This is a genomic window from Psychrobacter sp. PAMC 21119, assembly GCF_000247495.1.
Lineage (GTDB): Bacteria > Pseudomonadota > Gammaproteobacteria > Pseudomonadales > Moraxellaceae > Psychrobacter > Psychrobacter glaciei.
This window is the reverse complement of the sequence record NZ_AHVZ01000008.1, coordinates 55,066-73,729: the sequence shown is the minus strand read 5'-3', so window position 1 is coordinate 73,729 and position 18,664 is coordinate 55,066. Positions and strand designations below refer to the sequence as shown.

Annotated in this window: 30 protein-coding genes; 9 read left to right on the top strand and 21 right to left on the bottom strand. The window is 41.4% G+C overall.

The window, feature by feature from the left end; translation table 11 throughout:
* Nucleotides 1-56: 56 nt before the first annotated feature.
* From RH96_RS02770 to RH96_RS02680, 19 genes are all read right to left on the bottom strand, one after another.
* On the bottom strand, nt 57-1,190 hold the full coding sequence (locus RH96_RS02770; protein ID WP_010197071.1) for a restriction endonuclease: 1,134 nt from the start codon (nt 1,188-1,190) through the stop codon (nt 57-59).
* 74 nt (nt 1,191-1,264) lie between these two features.
* Nucleotides 1,265-1,579, bottom strand: a complete 315-nt coding sequence (locus RH96_RS02765) for a hypothetical protein (RefSeq protein WP_010197070.1) — start codon at nt 1,577-1,579, stop codon at nt 1,265-1,267.
* Entirely contained in the window at nt 1,572-3,914 is a 2,343-nt protein-coding gene (locus tag RH96_RS02760; RefSeq protein ID WP_010197069.1) for a hypothetical protein, read from the bottom strand. Before RH96_RS02760 ends, RH96_RS02765 begins: the two co-directional genes overlap by 8 nt.
* Nucleotides 3,915-4,038: 124 nt before the next feature.
* Nucleotides 4,039-4,365, bottom strand: a complete 327-nt coding sequence (locus RH96_RS02755) for a hypothetical protein (RefSeq protein WP_010197068.1) — start codon at nt 4,363-4,365, stop codon at nt 4,039-4,041.
* 11 nt (nt 4,366-4,376) lie between these two features.
* On the bottom strand, nt 4,377-5,309 hold the full coding sequence (locus RH96_RS02750; protein ID WP_010197067.1) for a hypothetical protein: 933 nt from the start codon (nt 5,307-5,309) through the stop codon (nt 4,377-4,379).
* Nucleotides 5,302-6,009 carry a helix-turn-helix domain-containing protein gene (locus tag RH96_RS02745; RefSeq protein WP_010197066.1) on the bottom strand — a complete coding sequence of 236 codons (708 nt, stop codon included), beginning with the start codon at nt 6,007-6,009 and terminating at the stop codon, nt 5,302-5,304. Before RH96_RS02745 ends, RH96_RS02750 begins: the two co-directional genes overlap by 8 nt.
* Nucleotides 6,010-6,133: 124 nt before the next feature.
* On the bottom strand, nt 6,134-6,352 hold the full coding sequence (locus RH96_RS02740; protein ID WP_010197065.1) for a hypothetical protein: 219 nt from the start codon (nt 6,350-6,352) through the stop codon (nt 6,134-6,136).
* Nucleotides 6,352-6,639 carry a hypothetical protein gene (locus tag RH96_RS02735; protein WP_010197062.1) on the bottom strand — a complete coding sequence of 96 codons (288 nt, stop codon included), beginning with the start codon at nt 6,637-6,639 and terminating at the stop codon, nt 6,352-6,354. The genes RH96_RS02740 and RH96_RS02735 overlap by 1 nt, the downstream gene beginning before the upstream one ends.
* Complete coding sequence (locus tag RH96_RS02730) at nt 6,636-7,085, bottom strand: hypothetical protein (RefSeq protein ID WP_010197059.1); 450 nt, start codon at nt 7,083-7,085, stop codon at nt 6,636-6,638. Before RH96_RS02730 ends, RH96_RS02735 begins: the two co-directional genes overlap by 4 nt.
* The gene (locus tag RH96_RS02725) at nt 7,082-7,393 is read right to left on the bottom strand and encodes a transcriptional regulator (protein ID WP_037032996.1); all 312 of its coding nucleotides are present in this window, start codon (nt 7,391-7,393) and stop codon (nt 7,082-7,084) included. Before RH96_RS02725 ends, RH96_RS02730 begins: the two co-directional genes overlap by 4 nt.
* Before the next feature lie 2 nt (nt 7,394-7,395).
* The gene (locus RH96_RS02720) at nt 7,396-7,587 is read right to left on the bottom strand and encodes a hypothetical protein (RefSeq protein WP_010197055.1); all 192 of its coding nucleotides are present in this window, start codon (nt 7,585-7,587) and stop codon (nt 7,396-7,398) included.
* Complete coding sequence (locus RH96_RS02715; protein ID WP_202801447.1) at nt 7,584-8,054, bottom strand: DUF1064 domain-containing protein; 471 nt, start codon at nt 8,052-8,054, stop codon at nt 7,584-7,586. The genes RH96_RS02720 and RH96_RS02715 overlap by 4 nt, the downstream gene beginning before the upstream one ends.
* Before the next feature lie 75 nt (nt 8,055-8,129).
* Entirely contained in the window at nt 8,130-8,327 is a 198-nt protein-coding gene (locus tag RH96_RS02710) for a hypothetical protein (RefSeq protein WP_010197053.1), read from the bottom strand.
* Nucleotides 8,324-8,785, bottom strand: coding sequence for a hypothetical protein (locus tag RH96_RS02705; RefSeq protein WP_010197052.1), 462 nt, complete (start codon nt 8,783-8,785; stop codon nt 8,324-8,326). The genes RH96_RS02710 and RH96_RS02705 overlap by 4 nt, the downstream gene beginning before the upstream one ends.
* Nucleotides 8,782-10,038: a DUF1376 domain-containing protein gene (locus RH96_RS02700; protein ID WP_010197050.1), complete on the bottom strand. Its 1,257-nt coding sequence runs from the start codon at nt 10,036-10,038 to the stop codon at nt 8,782-8,784. Before RH96_RS02700 ends, RH96_RS02705 begins: the two co-directional genes overlap by 4 nt.
* Entirely contained in the window at nt 10,038-10,787 is a 750-nt protein-coding gene (locus RH96_RS15020) for a phage antirepressor KilAC domain-containing protein (protein ID WP_010197048.1), read from the bottom strand. Before RH96_RS15020 ends, RH96_RS02700 begins: the two co-directional genes overlap by 1 nt.
* A gap of 65 nt (nt 10,788-10,852) precedes the next feature.
* Nucleotides 10,853-11,848 (bottom strand): hypothetical protein, encoded by a 996-nt coding sequence (locus RH96_RS02690; protein WP_010197045.1) that lies wholly within the window; start codon nt 11,846-11,848, stop codon nt 10,853-10,855.
* A 2-nt stretch (nt 11,849-11,850) separates the two neighbouring features.
* Nucleotides 11,851-12,300, bottom strand: a complete 450-nt coding sequence (locus tag RH96_RS02685) for a phage regulatory CII family protein (RefSeq protein WP_010197043.1) — start codon at nt 12,298-12,300, stop codon at nt 11,851-11,853.
* 66 nt (nt 12,301-12,366) lie between these two features.
* Nucleotides 12,367-12,618, bottom strand: coding sequence for a helix-turn-helix transcriptional regulator (locus RH96_RS02680; RefSeq protein ID WP_010197041.1), 252 nt, complete (start codon nt 12,616-12,618; stop codon nt 12,367-12,369).
* Between the two features lie 103 nt (nt 12,619-12,721).
* Here RH96_RS02680 and RH96_RS02675 point away from each other — a divergent pair, with 103 nt between their 5' ends.
* The 5 genes from RH96_RS02675 (at nt 12,722) to RH96_RS02655 (ending at nt 16,139) form a co-directional block, all read left to right on the top strand.
* The gene (locus tag RH96_RS02675; RefSeq protein WP_010197039.1) at nt 12,722-13,504 is read left to right on the top strand and encodes a helix-turn-helix domain-containing protein; all 783 of its coding nucleotides are present in this window, start codon (nt 12,722-12,724) and stop codon (nt 13,502-13,504) included.
* Nucleotides 13,505-13,639: 135 nt separating this feature from the next.
* Nucleotides 13,640-13,867, top strand: a complete 228-nt coding sequence (locus RH96_RS02670; RefSeq protein WP_010197036.1) for a hypothetical protein — start codon at nt 13,640-13,642, stop codon at nt 13,865-13,867.
* Nucleotides 13,845-14,243, top strand: a complete 399-nt coding sequence (locus RH96_RS02665; protein WP_227500932.1) for a hypothetical protein — start codon at nt 13,845-13,847, stop codon at nt 14,241-14,243. Before RH96_RS02670 ends, RH96_RS02665 begins: the two co-directional genes overlap by 23 nt.
* Before the next feature lie 121 nt (nt 14,244-14,364).
* Nucleotides 14,365-15,234, top strand: coding sequence for a hypothetical protein (locus tag RH96_RS02660; protein ID WP_010197033.1), 870 nt, complete (start codon nt 14,365-14,367; stop codon nt 15,232-15,234).
* Nucleotides 15,231-16,139 carry a DUF3037 domain-containing protein gene (locus RH96_RS02655; protein WP_010197031.1) on the top strand — a complete coding sequence of 303 codons (909 nt, stop codon included), beginning with the start codon at nt 15,231-15,233 and terminating at the stop codon, nt 16,137-16,139. Before RH96_RS02660 ends, RH96_RS02655 begins: the two co-directional genes overlap by 4 nt.
* Before the next feature lie 69 nt (nt 16,140-16,208).
* On the opposite strand, the gene RH96_RS15110 is transcribed toward RH96_RS02655, so the two are convergent.
* Nucleotides 16,209-16,385 carry a hypothetical protein gene (locus tag RH96_RS15110; protein WP_192811731.1) on the bottom strand — a complete coding sequence of 59 codons (177 nt, stop codon included), beginning with the start codon at nt 16,383-16,385 and terminating at the stop codon, nt 16,209-16,211.
* Nucleotides 16,386-16,626: 241 nt separating this feature from the next.
* Between RH96_RS15110 and RH96_RS02650 the strand changes: the two genes are divergently transcribed.
* The gene (locus RH96_RS02650; protein WP_010197028.1) at nt 16,627-16,902 is read left to right on the top strand and encodes a SinR-like protein; all 276 of its coding nucleotides are present in this window, start codon (nt 16,627-16,629) and stop codon (nt 16,900-16,902) included.
* On the opposite strand, the gene RH96_RS02645 is transcribed toward RH96_RS02650, so the two are convergent.
* A complete protein-coding gene (locus RH96_RS02645) occupies nt 16,886-17,131 on the bottom strand; it encodes a hypothetical protein (RefSeq protein ID WP_010197027.1) in 246 nt (81 codons plus the stop codon). The two genes, RH96_RS02650 and RH96_RS02645, sit on opposite strands and share 17 nt — an antisense overlap.
* A gap of 274 nt (nt 17,132-17,405) precedes the next feature.
* On the opposite strand from RH96_RS02645, the gene RH96_RS02640 reads away from it, so the two are divergent.
* From RH96_RS02640 to RH96_RS14495, 3 genes are read left to right on the top strand one after another with little or no spacing between them, the layout of a single operon-like run.
* Complete coding sequence (locus tag RH96_RS02640) at nt 17,406-17,699, top strand: hypothetical protein (protein WP_010197026.1); 294 nt, start codon at nt 17,406-17,408, stop codon at nt 17,697-17,699.
* Nucleotides 17,696-17,932 carry a hypothetical protein gene (locus tag RH96_RS02635; protein WP_010197025.1) on the top strand — a complete coding sequence of 79 codons (237 nt, stop codon included), beginning with the start codon at nt 17,696-17,698 and terminating at the stop codon, nt 17,930-17,932. Before RH96_RS02640 ends, RH96_RS02635 begins: the two co-directional genes overlap by 4 nt.
* Complete coding sequence (locus tag RH96_RS14495; RefSeq protein WP_010197023.1) at nt 17,929-18,660, top strand: ERF family protein; 732 nt, start codon at nt 17,929-17,931, stop codon at nt 18,658-18,660. The genes RH96_RS02635 and RH96_RS14495 overlap by 4 nt, the downstream gene beginning before the upstream one ends.
* Nucleotides 18,661-18,664 lie beyond the last annotated feature (4 nt).

The window sequence follows — 18,664 nt, the reverse complement described above, 5'->3', positions numbered from 1 at the left end:
TCCCCATAATAGTAAAAAACCCACCGATTATGCGGTGGGTTAATTCTTCTTAGACATTAATTCTTTCGCAATTCTCTAAAGAACGACTTATTCATGACTAACGTTTCTGTCTGTACTTTCTCTAACCCTATCTCATGTTCCAACATTAGATCTAGCAAGGCCATTTTATTAATTAAAGTCAAACTATGACTTTCTAATTTTTTAGCATAATCTTGGGCTGGCTTGGTAAATTCACTTGTAGTAATAAATATACCGTGATGGTACTTGATATCAGGTGTAAAACCACCAACAAAATTGCGCAGTTCTTTATTAGATATAGTGTTGCCTTCGCTGTACTGTTTAGCTTGAATATAATAAGTATGAATCTCGCCAGCGCCACAGTCTTGCTTAATAATACCATCTATTCCGCCATCATTACTCTGTCCTGTATGTCTTGAACTGAAAGTAGCATTTGGATCTTCGCGTTTTAACGAGGTTTCAACTACATTTAAACAAAGATGCTCAAACTGTAATGGAGTTAAATGGAAAATCTCATCTAATATCATTTTCGGAGTTACTTTTACATAGTCGTTCGCTGCAATTACATTGGCGTAGTTGTTCATGAATACAGAAGTACGACGCATCGTTTCGCTAATTAAATGATTGATTAAAGGATCACCTTTTTCCCCATAAGCAGATTTATTAACCTCACGTAATACTCGAAAACTCCTAGAATCAAATCTATCTAGTTTCGATTCATATGTATTAGAAGAAACATCAGAGTGTCGATGATTTACAAAATTATCACCTGCCAGCCAAAAATAAATTTTACCAAAAGGATCTATTTTTGTTAGATTCTCAGGAGTAATCCTACTATTGAAGGGGATGAGATGGACAGAAGAACGTCCTAGATTCGCTTCAATATTAAAAATTTCGCTCTTTATGGCGCCTATTGCAACAAGACAAGTTAGCATTACCCCAGTTAAATAGTCATAACAAGAATCAATCATGTCTTCATCTTCATGTATAGGAAACTCAGGATCTACAAAAGATACTTTTAAATGATCATCTGTAATTCCTGCAATTTCTCTCACCGTCTTATCAAAAGCTTTAGATGTAATTCCATTGGTTCGATTACACAACTGTTTGACTGACTGAATACCTGCATTAAGGATGTCACCAAAGGGTGGCATATCTGAAGAAATTTTCATTGAGCTCTCTTAATTTTAGTTGAAAAAATAGGGCTGCACTTTAAGCGCAAGCCCTTCTTCACACATTCATGTTTTCACGGTCTTACAAATAGTGAAAACTGATCAGCAAATCCACTACATATCTCTTTTTTATTGCTGGCATCTTCATACTCTGCTTGAAAATCAGCCAACCCTTCTTTTAAAGTTTCTTTCAATCGACCTGACTCACCATGTTCTTCTGCCAGCGCAATACATTGACTGGCTTTACTAATTACAGCTTCACTGTAACTTTCATATCCGCAATTCATCTGCGCTGACGTAGCTAATCCATGCTCATACATTAACTGCGTACAATCATAGTCATCACTTGCCAGCACAGACGTGAATAAGCCTAATGACAAACTAACCATAGTACCTATCCTTGCCAATCCCGCCCGTAATTGCATGTGCTAAACCTCTGTCTGATACATTTTGAGAAATTGTATCATTGCTGCTTTGGATAAACATAGGTTTATTATCGCTCCCACTATCCAAACGCTGGCTTATACGTGGCATTTTAGGAATCTCAAGCATTGGCTTGGTGGGTAATGATGGCGGCGTATAACCTCTACTACTACCACCAGCTGCAACACCCAGCGCCGATTTAAATACTAACGCATCATCGTTGCTGGCAGGTATAGTTGGTTGAATATTATCCCTAATCAACTTGTTGGTTTCAGGTCCCATCAAGCTGCCAGTGTAACCTTTAGCATTCGATGCGCTAGACTTAACAGCTTCTCTTACAGCAGTACCAGCCTTATGGGCTTTGTCTTTAGCTTCATCAATGATATTCGTATCTTCAATAGGCTTCAGCTGCTTATCAAGCGCTGCTTTGTATTGATCACGGTATTGATGATGCTTTGCGTATTTAGGGTCATCATGACGCCACCGGATATAGTTGCGGCCTAAAACCTCGGTTGCTTTGCCATAACTTACATTAGGATTTTCTAAAAACTCGCGTTTAGTCCGGCTATAATCTTTAGTGGTTTGCATCTCATTAACAGCAAATTTTGCTTGCTCATTAAGCGCTTCTTGTGACTCAATAATTTTACCGTTTTTTATTAAACCTTTACCGTTTAAGTGCTTGTATAGCTTCTTACCCCTATCTTTCTGCCACGAAAACATACCAAGATTGTATTCGTTGTTTGCAGGATCACTATGACCACCGAACAAGTATTTATCTTGATATCCATTTTCACGTCCTACTTCCGCTGTCATAGCGCGTGACTGTGCATCTGACAAGCCAGCGTTTCTGAATGAATCATAAACCATCATTTGTCGCTGATTTTGTTGCTTGGTTAATTGTGCTGGTGACGCGCCATTAGCACCAGCGTTTGCAGAAGTTATACCGTCTACACCGCCTTCAATAAAATTGCCTACATTATCAATAGCAGCAGAGACTTTGGATAAGGAGGCTTCGTAAAAGTTACTAGCGGCACTTATCATAGTCGCAAAGAACGGCTTGATACCTTCGTCCCAAACACTACTCATCTTATCAGGTAGATTGTATCTGATCATGCTTTGTGTCCAGCTGTCGATGTGAGGTGAAGCGACGGTACCAAGCCACTCACCGCCTTCACTGCCCAGCCAGCCACCGATTGCTGCGCCTGCCGCTATTCCCATTGGGCCACCGACTGCGCCAAGTGTGCCTCCAATTAGGCCACCCACGCCCATGCCAGCAAGACCACCGACACCAGCCGACTTACCCTTATGATCAAGATTGTCCCAGTCCATTGCCAGGGCAGCTGATCCTGCCAGCCCTGCTAAGACGCTTAACCCTTTAAAGCCACCTACTTTCTTTAGCAGCTTCTTAAGACCACCGCCAACGCCGCCTCGCCCCCCACGACGACGATTACGACCACCACCAAGCAAGCCGCCTAGTAAACCACCCCCACTACCGCCCCCTCGATCTGATCGAAGAACAGCCTTCCATATTTTATCGAGCAGTTTTTCGTTCTCGTTGTTATGGCGAGACTGATCCGCTGGCAAGGGTTCGCGTCGCTTGAGCGATCTTAGCTTAGATATGCTGAGCTTGGCCCCACGTCCAATCATACCAGCGCCTCGAGTAAGTGGCGACAGCAGATCCTTAGCTTCATTGAAACTATCAATTAATGGGTCTACGCCACTGGTATTAGTACTGCCAATACCTCTACCGAAACCACTCCTAGAGCTGGTTGATCCTTCAGTGATGGTGCTACCGCCAGTGAACCGGCCATTAGCGTCACGCTGACGATTAGCAGCGCTATTCCTGCGCCCTTGAGTGCTGTCGGTGTCACTTTGAGGTGGTTGCTCACTACCAATATCGCTAGTGATCCTTGAGCGCCTATTAATTGCTCGGTTGTCCGCTTCAGCATTACTTCCAGCGCTTGAGCTTCTGTCAGATGCTCGTTGACGATGTATGGGCGCGCTATTTGATATGCGATCATTGCTGCTAGTATCGTTAGAAGGAGGTAGAACGCGACGTGTCCCACCACTCTCGCTCGATCTTTTACGATTATTGTTGATGCTGATTTGATGTTCAATCGCTCTGACAGCGCGGGCAAGTTCGATCATGCGCGTGTCACTTACTTGCCGCTGCGCCTTCAGTATTTGGATGATTTCATCAGTATTATCACTGACGTTATCGATCCCCTTGCTCATACGATCGATACCAACGATGAAGCCGCTGGCATCGTAGTCTAAGATGGTCCTATCTGAGATATTCATAATGTAAGTCCTTATGTGCTTAATAATCCTTAAATTATCTCACTCAAAACAGATGTGACCGCTTTGCTGTTCCTATAGGTATCACTACCCACAAAAAAGCCCGTCGTATTGACAGGCTTGATATTTACACCCCTAAATTACCCGATGCCAGCTTCATTATAAGCATGACAGTGACTAGCCATAGGCACATCATAAACACCATACCGCAAGCAAACATTATGGCAAAGGGTTTATAGTTGATTTCAATAACGTGATGGCCCGTTGCTGGCATGTCATGATTATAATTATCTATAGAAGCGCTTGGTGTATTCCAATCAGGCTCAAGCGGTTCTTTAGAAGGTCTGCAATCGTCAAGATTAATATTTGATTGTGGTCTAGTGCTTTTTGAAGCCCTTTTGGGACAGTTAATACAATAGTCCATACCAGGGGGAATAGGGTTACACTTTGTCATATGGTCATCCTTTAATCGATAGTGGTGTAATCAACATCGTCAATCTCTTCATCGTCTTGCCAGTCTCCACGTCCAAAGTCTGCGCTAGCCTCAATCTCTTCAATCGCTCTTAGTTGATCATGTAGCTCAGGTACCAACCTATCCCGCGCCTCTTTCTCTTTTTTGTCAATGTCACCCAAGAGGGCAAGTGCACCAAGGCGACGGTCTTGAGCCGATTCTTTAAAGTCCTCTGCCGTAATACCGCACATAGGCATATCAACTTCAGACAACATTTTTAAGCCAGTGGCCAAACTTAGTGCCGTATCAGTCAAAGCCTTACTCAGTACCATAGACTTTTGGACTTTTTCCATAGCTAGTTGAGTTTTCTTTTCAAGCTCTTCAGTAATCTTTCCATTCTCGCCTATTTCAAAGTCACTAGCGTGCGAATCAGCCTCTTCTAATAATGCATCTCGCAATTGATCTACTTCATCCGCTTGTTCTTTTATGCTTAGAGTGACTTCTAACGCTTGATCAAACAACTCGCCAGCTTTGACATACCGCCGCCGGTATTTGTGAATGATAGAAGCGCGGCCCTTAGCATCAAGTACAACCTCATTCATTATTCCATCAATTATTCCTTTTCTTTCTTCCTGATCACCTGATTTTTCCACTTTTTGTGCTTTATTAGTTTTCGGTGGAATATTTTTCCTTTTTCCGCCAAAATTATTCCCGACCGGAGCGGTAATTGACTGCTCTGCCACTCGCTTACCAGCTTCGGCTAGTGTGTTCTTAGCCCACTCCTCCTTTTTACGACGCTTACTGATTGTGCCAGTTGATTTAGGCACATCATCTTTAAACTTGACTTCTAGTTGTTCAATAAGTTCAGCATCAGTAATCTTGATTGTGTTTTCCCATATGAGCCGTGCCGCAGCCCACATGTCATCAGGTAGTGGGCTATTATTCATACTTGCCTCCAGTCACTACTGCATCCGCTACCGGGTTAATCTGATTAGGAGAAGGTATTGGCAAGCTATATTGATATGCTTTGCTACGATCGCTTAGCAATTTATGTTTGTCCTGTGCATCCATACGTTCCGCCACTTGTATCATCTGAGTATTAACAGCTTGAGCCTGGCGCGCTTGTTTTGCTTCGATATAGTTGATGACACTCAATAAGCTACTTGTAGTTTTAACGATGTCTGGTGAGGCGCGGTTTAACTTATGCTCGGCTTTGACAACATCGCTTAATTCTTTCGCTATGCCCAATAGCGCTTCATAGTCGTTTTGGCATATCGATTTCAAGTGATTGACCATCGCACCAGCCAGCTCACCAGTTAACATGTCTATCATCGACCGCGATTGTGTCACCATATGATTCACAGTGCCTGCCATCATGTCGATTTCAGGTTCGACTGATAGCCCGCATATGTAATCTAATGACTGACCATACAATTCTTGGAATTGTAGAAGATCAATAAGAGTAAGATCCTTCTTGCCAGTCTCAATTTCGCTAATACGATTGCGACTGGTCGACACATCCCATATCGCCTTCATGACGTCAGTTTGGGACATGCCAGCATTGCGGCGCGCTGCTGCTAGATTCATGCCTACTATGACATTGATTTCTTTAACGTCACGCTTTGAATATTTAACCTTCTTAGCCATATCTTCCCCTGAGCGTCATACATTGCAAGCCACTAACAATGTTTATATAATTAAAATGCTTAGCTGCTCAGTAAAAACTATGTATTCCAAAAGCGTCGATGCTTCCAACATCGGCGCTTTTTATTTATCTCTCATAAACCATACCGTACTCAGCATCCATATCGTCTACATTGCAGTCTGCTACAGCATACTTGCCGCGCTCCATCTTCTGCGAACACCACACAGGGATTTCGCCACTAGGTAACATGTACTGCTTTTGAATAGCTCTCACCTCGTCATCCATGGCCCAAGGACTAACGATTAATACCAATGCTTGCTTAGGTCCTTCGTAAAATAATTCCATCACTTACTCACCTCATCCATTTTTCCAGTGAAGTCCTTTATCCACAAATTACTGTGGATAGGCGCATGCCACTTTTCGCCTGCTAAATCGATTAACGCTACATCTTTAACCTTATGGTCAAGTAATATGTAGTTAATGGTACTGCGATAAAAATAGAGACGATCTCCACGCTTATTGACACCCTTAATCAGCTTATCTCGCTCGCACTTGCCAGTTTTATAAGCAAGAACAGCAACGCAAGAACCGTACATCAACATGAACACAAAGCTGAATAAAAAATAGGTCACTCGCTCACCTCGCTTGCTGGCATGCAATCCACAACCCTATAAGCTGCTTTAACTAAGCTAACAATATTGTCGTTATCGATGGCTTGTCGGAGCTCATGAATAGTTTTTGCCAATTGGTCATCAAGCTTCATCAGGACACTATCAGCAGGTACAGTTCTTGCGCATTCAGAGCAAGCAGTCACTATAATGCTCTCGCATCTCTCGTCGTTGCCCATATCCCATTCAATATCACCAAGCGTCTGTGCTGGCGTGTCGTCATCTAATGTTTCCTCTTTTAATTTTTCTTTAGCCAACAGCAGTGTTTGAATTTGCTCCTTACTTTTTCCAAAAACACAGCGGAAGCAAGCACCGTCATTTTCAATAAAACCACTATCAGTCGAGCCAGCCTGACACCGACTTTCACATAGCGGGCAAACAGTTTTTGTACAATCTTTTTTAGGAATCATTTACTGACCTCTACATTCTCGCGCCATTTGGCGACGGTGGCTTTCATCTGCTTCAGATCGACTAGCTTTTCCTGTCCTGATAAAGCCTTTGGGCAATCAGTCACGGTGTAACCCTTGCCTATGCAATAATCCTCAATGGCCTTAGCGTCACTATCATTGGTAAGTGCTCCAATACGGCACTCATAGCGAGACAATTTGGATACTTGCCAGCCAAGCGCATCGCTCATAGTTAGTAAGGTGCCATCAGTGGCCATGCGCATCATGCGTATCTCATGGCCAAGTAAGCAATCTATTCGTATATCGGTCATATCTACGTCTCGCTATCAATTAATGATTGGCCAACAAGTCTTTGTTCGCGCTGAGTGTTGTGCTCGTTTTCGTCAACCTCAAAGACAGATATAGTTAACGAAGCTTTTCCAACGATTTGGCCGTTAATGTAAAGCGTCCCCTCTTTAATGCAATGCTCCTTTGCTGTTAATGTGATGGGTCGTTTATCACTCATAGCCTATATTCCTTCAGGTGGGTTCGATTAGTTTCGTATATTTCGATACCGTGTACTTGTTTCATCTGCTTACTTTTATTGATGTAATCCTGTGTGCGCTTACCTTTAAAATCTTCTACCACTTCACAATTGGTTTTAGTATCGATATAAACAAAGTCGGCTTTGTAGGTTAATGCTCTAATCGCCTTGCCAGCCTCATTCCTACTCTTTGGGACGAGCTCATAAGGTACCTGTAAGCGTAAATCTTTGATCCTACCAAGCGCCTGCATGTGCTTTAAAAACGTATAGCGCTGCGACTCGCCTTTACTGTCAAATTTGATACCATCAATAATGGTTTTAACGTTCCCATACTTGCTCTTTTTAGCAGACTGTTTAGAGGGCCATAACTCAGCAACTTTATTAGCGTTCATCCGGCCAACGCTTGTAGAAGCTATATCTGTCCAACTGATACCTCTTTTTTTGGCCAAACCAATACTCTCCCTTCTTTGTCCCAACAACACGGATCGTTATACCGAACCCCCTCACAAAACTGCCTGCCTCAGTCACTTATCATTCTTTAAATGAATATCACCATATTCATGATCTCTAGCGGTACCGTCTTCTGACCACTTAGCATAGTCATCGTAGTAAGGGTTGCCCTCAACCACTCTCACTCGACCAGACCAATTTTGATAAGCGTAGTTTTTCGTATCAAATGACTTTTGCAGCCCTGAAACACTAAAATCCTTCGTAGTTTTCATAAGCTAGCCATAGGAATAATCAAAATCTCACTTTCTTTACGTCTGTCAAAGTAAGCCCATGCTTCGCTCTTATTAATCTTCCTAGTTAGAACGATGCGGCTCTCTATTTTGGCGTATCGCTCTACAAAGACTTTATCTGTCGACCAGCTCATAGCTGTCTGTAGTTCGCTATCATCAGTAGCAGCGCGATATACAGTGATGGTTTTAGGTAGTTGACGCCAAACTCGACGTTCACGAGTTTTCATTATTTTGTGTTGATTGCGTCGCTTTGCTCTAAACAACAATAACCATTTTTCACGTTCTTTATGACTACCTGCAGCTTTCCAACAAGTCCCTAAAACGTTCCAGTAATTGTTGTCACATTCAAATCTACTAGCATTTCCCAGTAAGAAAGGCAGTAATAAATGATTGGGTAAAACTACTAGCTTTCTGACAAGCTCATTATCTACGTCACTCATACCGCCTCCTGCATATCGTTCAATAACCGGTCATAAGCGGCTACTCGAGCTTCACCAGGTTGAACATATCTGTCTACATAAGCTTCAGTCTCAGGATTGGTCATACCGGGCAAAGGCATACGCTTACAACCGTTCAAAAATAATGGCATGTTGTCATCGGCCTTAGCATTCTCATGGCTTGGATGGTAGATAGGAGGTAAGTCACTATCGAAATGTGATGAGTTTTTGGCAGTGGTACCGCTCCAATTTTCGTTATCCGTGGTAAAGCGGCCTTTCGCCTTTTCCTGACGCGCTTCAGTGATTTTCTGTTTATCTATCTCACCTGCCAGCCACTTACGAAGTTTGGCCTTACGATTTGAATCAGTTAATAGCGGTTTACCAAGTAGGGCTTGTTCAGCGTAATGAGCTTTAAATTCCTTAACATGCAACTCGTACTGGTCTTCAGTTAACTGCATCAGCTTGCCAGCACGGAATAATTCACCACGCATCTCGTCAATCGTTGGCGCTACCCAGTTTTCGATATCACTAGAATGCTGACTGCGGATCTGATCAGCCTTGGTTGTGACTGGTTGAGTAACTGTTGGCTGATTGGCAGTGGGGGTAACAAAAGAATCATGAACAATCACCTCGCCAGCGTTTGTGTGGGCGTTCTCACTAACTGGTTGATGGTTATTGGTTACTGGTTCATAGTTACTGGTTATAGCAGTGTTTTTTGCGTTAGTTTGATTACCAGTTTCATTACCCGCTATTACCACGTGTTTCTCATGCAACGTTCTAAGGTTAGCAATAGATGATTTTTTATCGAAAGCAATCCCAGTATTAATGAGGTCAGCTATGATAGCCTTACGTTCTTTCTTGTGTTTGGCTACTCTCTCAGCGTTACTTAATACGTTACTATCATGATTACCAGCGTTACCGCCTTCGTTACCAGCGTTACCAATGTCATTACCGATTGCGTTACCTTTGGTACGTTTACCCCACTTATAGTCTTTTAGTATCTTGTCCCAAGCGGCACGCTTGTAGTACTTGCCAGCCTTTTTGAATTTGTCTTTTAGGACGAATGCCAATGCCTGCTTTTCATCTTCTGAATGGCAAGATAAGCGACGCTCGAGCAATGCTATATCGCCCCCATCAATAGGCTTCTCACTCAGCAAGTACATTGAGTACAAATCAAAAAATACCGTCTTCTCAGTACGGCTCATATAATTGGTTTCATTGTTCCAGTCGGTAAGATTGTGAAATACACTATGCATTAGGCTACCTCGTGGACAATGGCAAAAGTCTTAGCAAGATGTGTAAGGCCTTTTGGTGTAAATAGTGGCTGAGTTGTCGCACGTGTTTCGTAAAAAGTAGCACCGTTGTGATTAACTTTAACCTTATAGGTTACTGGGCGCTGTTCCATAAAACCCTGCTTCATGCGTAGGCTGTCCATCTGCAGCTTGTCTTTGCCGTCACGGTACATCCAGTTATGAGCAATACACCATGCATTGAATTTTTGCGGTTGAATGCCAAGTGATTTAGCGGTGTCACGCGCATTAAGGCTACCCATAGCGCTATCGATAACATCTAATGCAGCTGCTTTGGGTTCTACCAATGCTAGTCGCTCATTTTGTTGGTCTATTAAATCGGCTTGATCAGCAGCAAGGCGTAATGCCTGTGATAAGGTTTGTGGAATGACTGGCGCACTAGTTTGTGCTTCTAATGCTTGCCAGCGATCAACCAATGCAGCGGTAAATTCAGGAGAAAGCTGTGCAACGACCACAATGCTGTCACGCTTGCCCTGCTCGCCTGTGAAAATATAAACGTCTGTATCGTAGAAGCGGTTATTGGTCATTATTTGCACAACCCCCATTGGGGGAAGTGCTATAACAGCTGGTTTTAACTCTCTGTCCGTTGCTAGGCGTTCAATGCTTTGTTTCACTTTGTCATGACGACTACCAACCAATTCAGCGATCTGCTGGCTAGTCATAGACTGTTGATTGTTTTGCGTTAGAATATTCATTCTGATACACTCCAATTTCTATATTTGGTTTTACCGCCCTAATGATTCGCAGTCATTAGGGTTTTTTATTGCCCGTCTTTTATAGCCAAAACTTCTGCAATCGTTGTATCGGTATCCTGAGCTACCTTTTTAAAATACTCAAAGGCAACCATCAGCTTCAGACCTTGACGCTCTTTAACTGCATCAAACGTCTTATCTGTACTTTCAATCAATACCCACCCTATTAAGACGTTGCTAGACAATACGGTATGGATATCAAAGTCGTACTTACGTGCGAGAGTGGCCATGGCACGTGAACCATCTTTGTTTAACTCTGCGATATCACTTGCCTGCAGTAATTGACGACTACACACTGCTTTTAATAAGTCATGACCGCTGTTCTTAACCAATCGGCTGCTTATTTTCTTGTCTGCTTGATAACGTTCAAAGTCATCTATGACAAAATAGGACTGATCTGTTTTGATGCTGGATATACGGACAATCTTAATGTCTGTATTTTTGATGATTGATCGTATGTCTGATTGCTGCTGCTGATATTCAGACGAATACCCTGTGGTCGGCTGCTTTAACATGACGAGACGGCCACCAGCTTTAAGTTTTTCAACGATAGCCTCACGCCTTGCTTGTGCAATCTCATTCCTAGTCGGTATGTCTCTAACGAATTTTCTAATCTTAGGCTTTTTGCTTTTACGGTTGGCTTCTCTACTTTGAGTAGATGGCTCATGGGCTTTTTTTGCTGTCTTTTTGGCTGGCTTAGTGCGTTCATGTTTGACACGATGGACAGCGGTACCGTCTTTGATGTTATAAAGCGCTTTCTTATAGTTTTCTTGCGCTTCTGCTTCTAAACGATCAAGTTCTTTTTTGGCCTTATATCTCGCAAGCTCAAAATTGCTCAGATCACTAATGACGGTTTTCTTTTTGACTTCAGGATTGTCTAAATCGATGATGCCTTTGGCTTTGGCAAATGCTTCTACTTCGTCGATTGTTGATGAGGTGGCACTTGGCACTTTGCGATGTCGGCTTAATTCGGTGTACTGGTCGGATAACGGTTGTGAATTCATCCTTACCTATCCCCATTCTTTTCTGTGATTTGCAATCTCAGTTTTTGCAACGTCGACATTGCATTTTGTATGGTTATTAATATACCTTCGGCTTGCTTTGGACTGATATGACCGTCTGCCAATGCCTCATACATTTTCGCCATTACGTCACCTTGGCATGCGGAAGTAGATAGCGCTGTCATGAGTATGTCCATTTCATCAATACCGTCGACATAATCCACTTTGCAGTAAACACCACCTAAGCGACTGGCCATTGCGTGCATGATGTTGTGATTGCCTGTGAACTCCATAAGAGTTAACGACTCGTCTAGGCGCAGGTGATGAGTATTACAATTCGCATTTACTTTGCTATTTAAGACAGTCGGCGTCATACCTAATCGCAGGGCCAGCGCTGGCGAGCCACCATGTTTGGGGTCGTGTACTGTTCTGTGAGCTACATCTATGACGTTCATCGTGTTTCACCCATTTCTAAAAACGTTTTGTTAGAACCTGTACTTCTGTATCTTTTATTGCAGGGGTTAGGCATCTTCTGGTTCAAGCTGCTGCTGTGGTTGTGGTTTAAACCTATCTTTAATCTCATCTGCTGAAATTCCTGAAAGATCAGAAAGGTTTTTCGAGTAATTTGTTTCACTGGTAAACTCGGTACGCGGTAAAGAGCCTTTCTTTGCCCATTTATAAATAGCTCGGACACTTAAGCTTGTTTTTTCTGCCACTGCGGGTACACCACCACAATTATTATCAATAAATAGTTTTAACGGGGTCTGTTGCATGTTCATGATTCCTATATTAAGAACAATTGGTTCATATTAACAGGTACTGACTTTTCATTCAATAGGAAATACAATTGAACAAACGGTTCATAAGGAATAAAACATGAATAGTTCAGATGACGCAAAAGTAGCGTTTGCAAAAAGGCTGAACGACACTTTGACTGAGAAAGGTTATACGCAAAGAGGTAGTGCTCAACGTCTAAAGCGAGAGGCGAAATTCGGAATTTCTGACAGAGCTATCAACAAATGGTTAAAGGCTGAAACACTTCCTGATCACCACAATATAGAAGCGTTAGCTAAATTTCTTGGCGTTAACTTCAACTGGTTAGCTGCTGGACAAGGTGAAAAAACAACCAAGCCAAGCCGTGACGATTTGATACAAAAAATAAAAGCTATAGAAAAAAGCGATAAAGATGGAATCGCGCCCAATTCAAGCGATCCGGAAGGCACACAGAGAGTTCCAGTTGATTATGGAATGGTCGGTTATATCCCTGTAATTAGCTGGGTGGCGGCTGGTAGTTTTTCGGATGTAATGCCTGTAACGGTAGATGATGCAATCGATTGGATACCACGACCACAAAATCTATCTAAGCGCGCATTTGGATTGATTATTCAAGGACGCAGCATGTGGCCTGAATTTAAACCCGATGAGATTATCTATGTAGAGCCTGAGATATCGCCATGGGATTTGAAAGATGGCGACTTAGTAGTTATTCACTGCACCGATGATAAGCAGGCCACGTTTAAGCAGTTGATCATGGGTAATGGTCCTGAAGATATGTACTTAAAGCCACTTAATCCAGACTGGCCTGATCAGAAGATAGTTCCTATGGGCGAATGCATGCTTGTTGGTATCGTTGACAGCAAAGTAACCAGATACAGATAGGGTCATTTTATGAAACCATATGAATATTACTGGATATGCCACTTTCTGAAACATGCCAAGCCAGTCGACACGCTGCCATTCGGATGGTGCGTCTACTGTGAGGCTATAGACTTTGAATAACACAAGGATGTGATTATGAAAAGAAGGTTGATATTGATCGTTATTTCCATATTGCCTATCTTGGCATGTAGTAATAACACTAATAGTGAGCCTAAATACGGCGATTCAGGCTTGCCTAGCAACTGTCGCTCATACATTCAGGTTAGTGTGGATGCTTGGCGTGCTGGTGAGTATGAAACAGAAGAGACTATGAATGCCTTAGAAAGAAATTGTGGCGCATATGGGCAACTATGGGATGAATAAAAAGAGCAATTTACTAATATTCATAACCCCATTGCTAATTGCTGCATGCACCTCTGCACAAGATGACAGTTATGGCTCTGGGTATGTTGTAGTACATGAAGCTTTTTGGGGAGCGGATCATAATACACCCTACCCATTTACCGTATCGGGTGAGATTGTATGTGGGGTTCATGCATATTATGGGCCTGAAATATATTTCCATCCTGTCGAATTCACTAATGAATCTTATATCGGTACACCCCTTAATAAAACTGCGGCTAAATCTCTGAAGCAAGCGGGCATGACCCCAAACGTCCCTTATAGCATTAAGAAAGGTGCTGATTTGAGTGATGCTATAGAGGTTGGTCTGAAGGTGTGTGATGAGATGTATGGATAGGATTAAAGAAAGAATACTTGAGATAGTTTCCTGTAATTTAACTTCTCATAACAATCCTTGTTAATTAGTCATACAAAACTGCCTCGATACCTTATTCCAAAAATAATGACTGGAGAAAAATATGCCCGATAAAATAGTTAGATTTCTAGATATAAGTTGTTATCGTAACTTCAAAGGATGGATTACAGACAAGAATAATATTAACCCAGTATTTGTTGCTAGCTTTAAGCATCCCAATGAAAACAAGGCTATTGATATGTATGGGAAGATATATCCCTTAGACTTTACTGATAGATCTTTGTTTAACGAAATTGTTGGTTATTTAATAGCTAACGCTCTAGAAATTCCTCAGCCTAAATATGCATGTATTGCTTTGATTCCAACTCAAGATATTGCTGAAAACGATAACATTGGGTTTTCTGATTCCGTGCTAGGAAAGAAATTCTTTGATAACGAATTCTATCCTATTTTCTGTACCTCAAAAATTGACAAGAGTGAAACCGCATTTGAGTATCATACACGTAGCAAAAAGTTAATAGATGAGCTTGCAAAATGGTCACATATAGGTGATACCATAGCAATGGATAATACAATAGCGCACGTCGATAGGCATATGGGAAATTTGCTTAGAACGGGCAAGGCTAAATATCATGTTATTGATAATGATATGCTAGTATGCAAATATGACACATATGGATATGGCTGGTTAACTAGTGATTTAGATGTAGATAAGAAGTATAAGAATCAACTTTTTGATATCGCGAAGGACTTAATGCCACAAAAAGAATTTGTCAAGATTCGTAGTAGCATGATCCACGAGTGTCACAAGCATTCCAATGCTATTGCGTCAATAAACAATGAAGTGAATAATTGGATGAATTCTATATATAGCTCAAACTCATCAGATTATATTGAATTTCTAGATTTCTTAAATAAGAGAGCAGATAACGCATTTGAACAAGTAACATCTAGAGTGGAACTATTAATATGAATACGTCATGGCTGAGTTTACTCAACAGCAACGAAAACAGTGATTTGATATCAGGAAACTGGTTTACTGTACGATTTATGCCCGATAGAATTTCAGGAGAGATATTCAATGTTGGTGTAGTTTTCGTAGATAAAAATAGCAAATGCCATTATAGAATTCTAGAAAATACAGACGCCTTTCAGTGTTTGTTTGGTATAAGTGGAGCTGCAAATATTAAGTTTTTGCTTGATGTAGTTGACGAGATGTTTGCAAATAATAATTATACAATTACGCCTTCTCCTCACATTATCTATTCAAACTATCAAACAGCACGAGGTGAAAGCGTTGACGAAATATTAGACGATCTATACGGGTCAATGATATCTCTTATATGTAGAAATGAAAAAAAGTCAAAGAAAAGTCAGGCTCTGGGCACAACTGATTTACGCAAAAAAGTATTTAATCAAATTGAAAGTAGAAGAAAAGGAATGAAGGATAAAATTTATAATCCAGAGCCTTTTCTAATTACCAATAATAGCAATGAAAAAGGGATGTTAGTAGATATGCCTATTTCTAAGTATAGTTTAGGGGATTCCAATACGAGGGCAGAATACTATGGTACGATTATCTCGGCCGCTTACTTAGATGATATTCATCGTCGATATAATATTGATTATGTTGGTTGCACTAATGTCACAAACTGCTGTGAAATTTTAGGAAAAGCTATCAAGGCTAGTATAGTTATTTATGTGCCACCTGTAGATGAGATCGTATTTACTGAAGCAGTTCAAATAAATATTCGAAACGAATTAGATAAATGCCTGTATTCGTTGGAAAAAATGAATAAAGATGGTTACGATATCGATATTCAAATAGCTCACTCATCTGAAGAGTGTGGCACTAAAGTATTAGAATTTGTTGATTAATTAGAAATTACTTCTAATAAAAAACCCGCCTCTCAGCGGGTTTTTTATTGCCTATCAATCTACCAAAGCTTAACTGGTACAAACCTTCTTAGACTGACTAATCTTGCCGTTATTACAAACGAACTTACCATTTTTACAATGCGAGACACCGCCCATGCTTTTAGAACAAGGATAGTTCTGAGCATTCGCCTGTACGACTGGCGACATCATGAGCATAGAGATAAGAAGTGCTGACCAAGTTTTCATAAGCAACCTTAGGGTTAGATGACGTAAGTTCAGAATATAGCACTGACCTCTATCAGCATCAATAACTATCTTACTTATGTTTATAAAGGATTGATTGACTTACGAATACCCAACCTGCGCTGAGCAAGTTATGATTAACAAGCTAGATTGCTGAAAAAAACAGCGTCCTCTATCATTCAGAACATCGTTAATTTTTATGCGTACATGCCAGCACGCTTGAGACTGGCTGATAAGGATGATTATGTTTAATTTTTATGTGGTTAGTTACGACTTGCACCTAAACAAAGATTACGTAAAGGTCAAAGAGGCTATTAATCAGCTTTCTGCAGACTGGATAAAACCACTAGAGTCTTTTTATATCATAAAAACTAGCCTTGATGCCGCAGAGGTTAGAGAAGCCTTAATGAGTAGCACTGACAACGATGATTCTATATTTGTTGTTAAAGCAGACCTTAATGAATGGTCCAGTTATGGCGTAAAAAAAGAACTTACAGATAAAATCAAACAATGGATTTGATAGACTCGCTGGCACGTTCATCTAGTCTTGCCTGTCTAAGCGCATCACGGCTATCCATGTCTGCCTTTTCTTCTGCAAGCACACCGTTTAGGATTCGCTGACTATCCTCAGACGGATCCTGAATCTTAGTGTCTTCCGCAAGATAGAAAGGACATCCCTGAATTTTTACTCTAGTACCTTTAGGGATGAATACACTTTTAACTCGTTCAGCTTCGATATCTAGTGACATAACACTCATTCTTAACAATTAATTTCACATTACTTTACCACCAAACCGCCTTAAATGGCGGTTTTTTTGTACCTAAAATTCATATTTGATTCTTAATATTCGTATAATGGTTCATATTAAGGTTGACGTATAAGAACCATTAGTTCATAATTAATCCCATCGAAACGGCAAACGCTTTAATCAAAGCGCTTGGCACTAACCAATCAGGCATAGAAAAGCCCCAATCAGCACGAACTGATTGAGACATAACACTCTACTACGGAGTCCGTAAATTGTGGCACACATCATAAAGCAAATCAATATCGAGCTGACAGCAAAGCTCGCAATATCCGCCCTACTCACCAGCGTGATAGTCGTCACTGGTGCTAAGGCTATCGACACCGGCATCGAAGCAGAAGACAACGTGCATCTAGAGCACAAGCTTTGGCTTGACGAAAACACCAGCAATGATCACAACGATGATATGACGCAGGAAGAATATGAAGATAGCCAGCGCGCCAAAGAGATTGCCGATGCTAACGCCTCATTGGCCAAGATCAAAGCCTATGCAGACGGAGATTCAAAGTGAACTCTGACCTCATGATTAAAATGCAAATAGCGTCGTTCAAACATCAAATAGGACAGCGCTTAAAGGCAGATCAAGCCAAGCCGCCACGTCATAAAAAGCTACGTGATAAAAAGTATTTAACCAATCAAGCGCAAGGCCAATTCATTAACAAGCCAGCGCAAATTTTCCTTAATCCAACCGATCATCAAATAATCAAAATTATGAACGGTGAGCTATGGGGGTATCAGCCATGAATACGATAGCCAATCAATCTGACGCCAATGCAGTGATCACAGCGAAGCACGTCTACGAAGCCATCAATGCCGTACAAAAAGACATTGTCTCTACTGGTATTAGTAAAGACAAAAGAACCACTGGTAGCGCTCAGTACAACTTCCGAGGCATCGATGATGTGTATAACGCCCTAAGCCCGCTAATGGCCAAACATAAACTCATTATATCGCCACGCTTTCAAGATCGTCGCACAGAAGAACGTATCACGAGCAAGGGCTACTCACTTTTTTATACAACCGTGACTGGTTACTTTGATTTTATCTCAGCTATTGATGGCAGTACGCATACCGTAGTCACCTTTGGCGAAGCCATGGACTCAGGCGACAAGGGCACTAACAAAGCTATGAGCATCGCTTATAAATACGCTTGTTTTCAGCTTTTTGCTATACCAACTGAAGCAAGCGAAGACCCTGATGCCTATGTTCATCCGCAAGATAGGTACCAATCACCTAATCAAAATGAAAGCCCTGCATTGCTCTTGCCAGCGCCCACCCAAGCAGCTGCATTCAATCTTGACGGTAAATTATATGACCAGTACAAGCGCCGGATATTCAATGCTGAACAATTTAAAGCTGTATTGAAGTCTATCGAAGATGGCTCGTACCCTATCACTAAGTTTACTGATAGTAATAAATATTTTTATAGCGAAGCACAAGTCAAAGAACTGCAAAAGTTCATGCCCGCTTAACTTA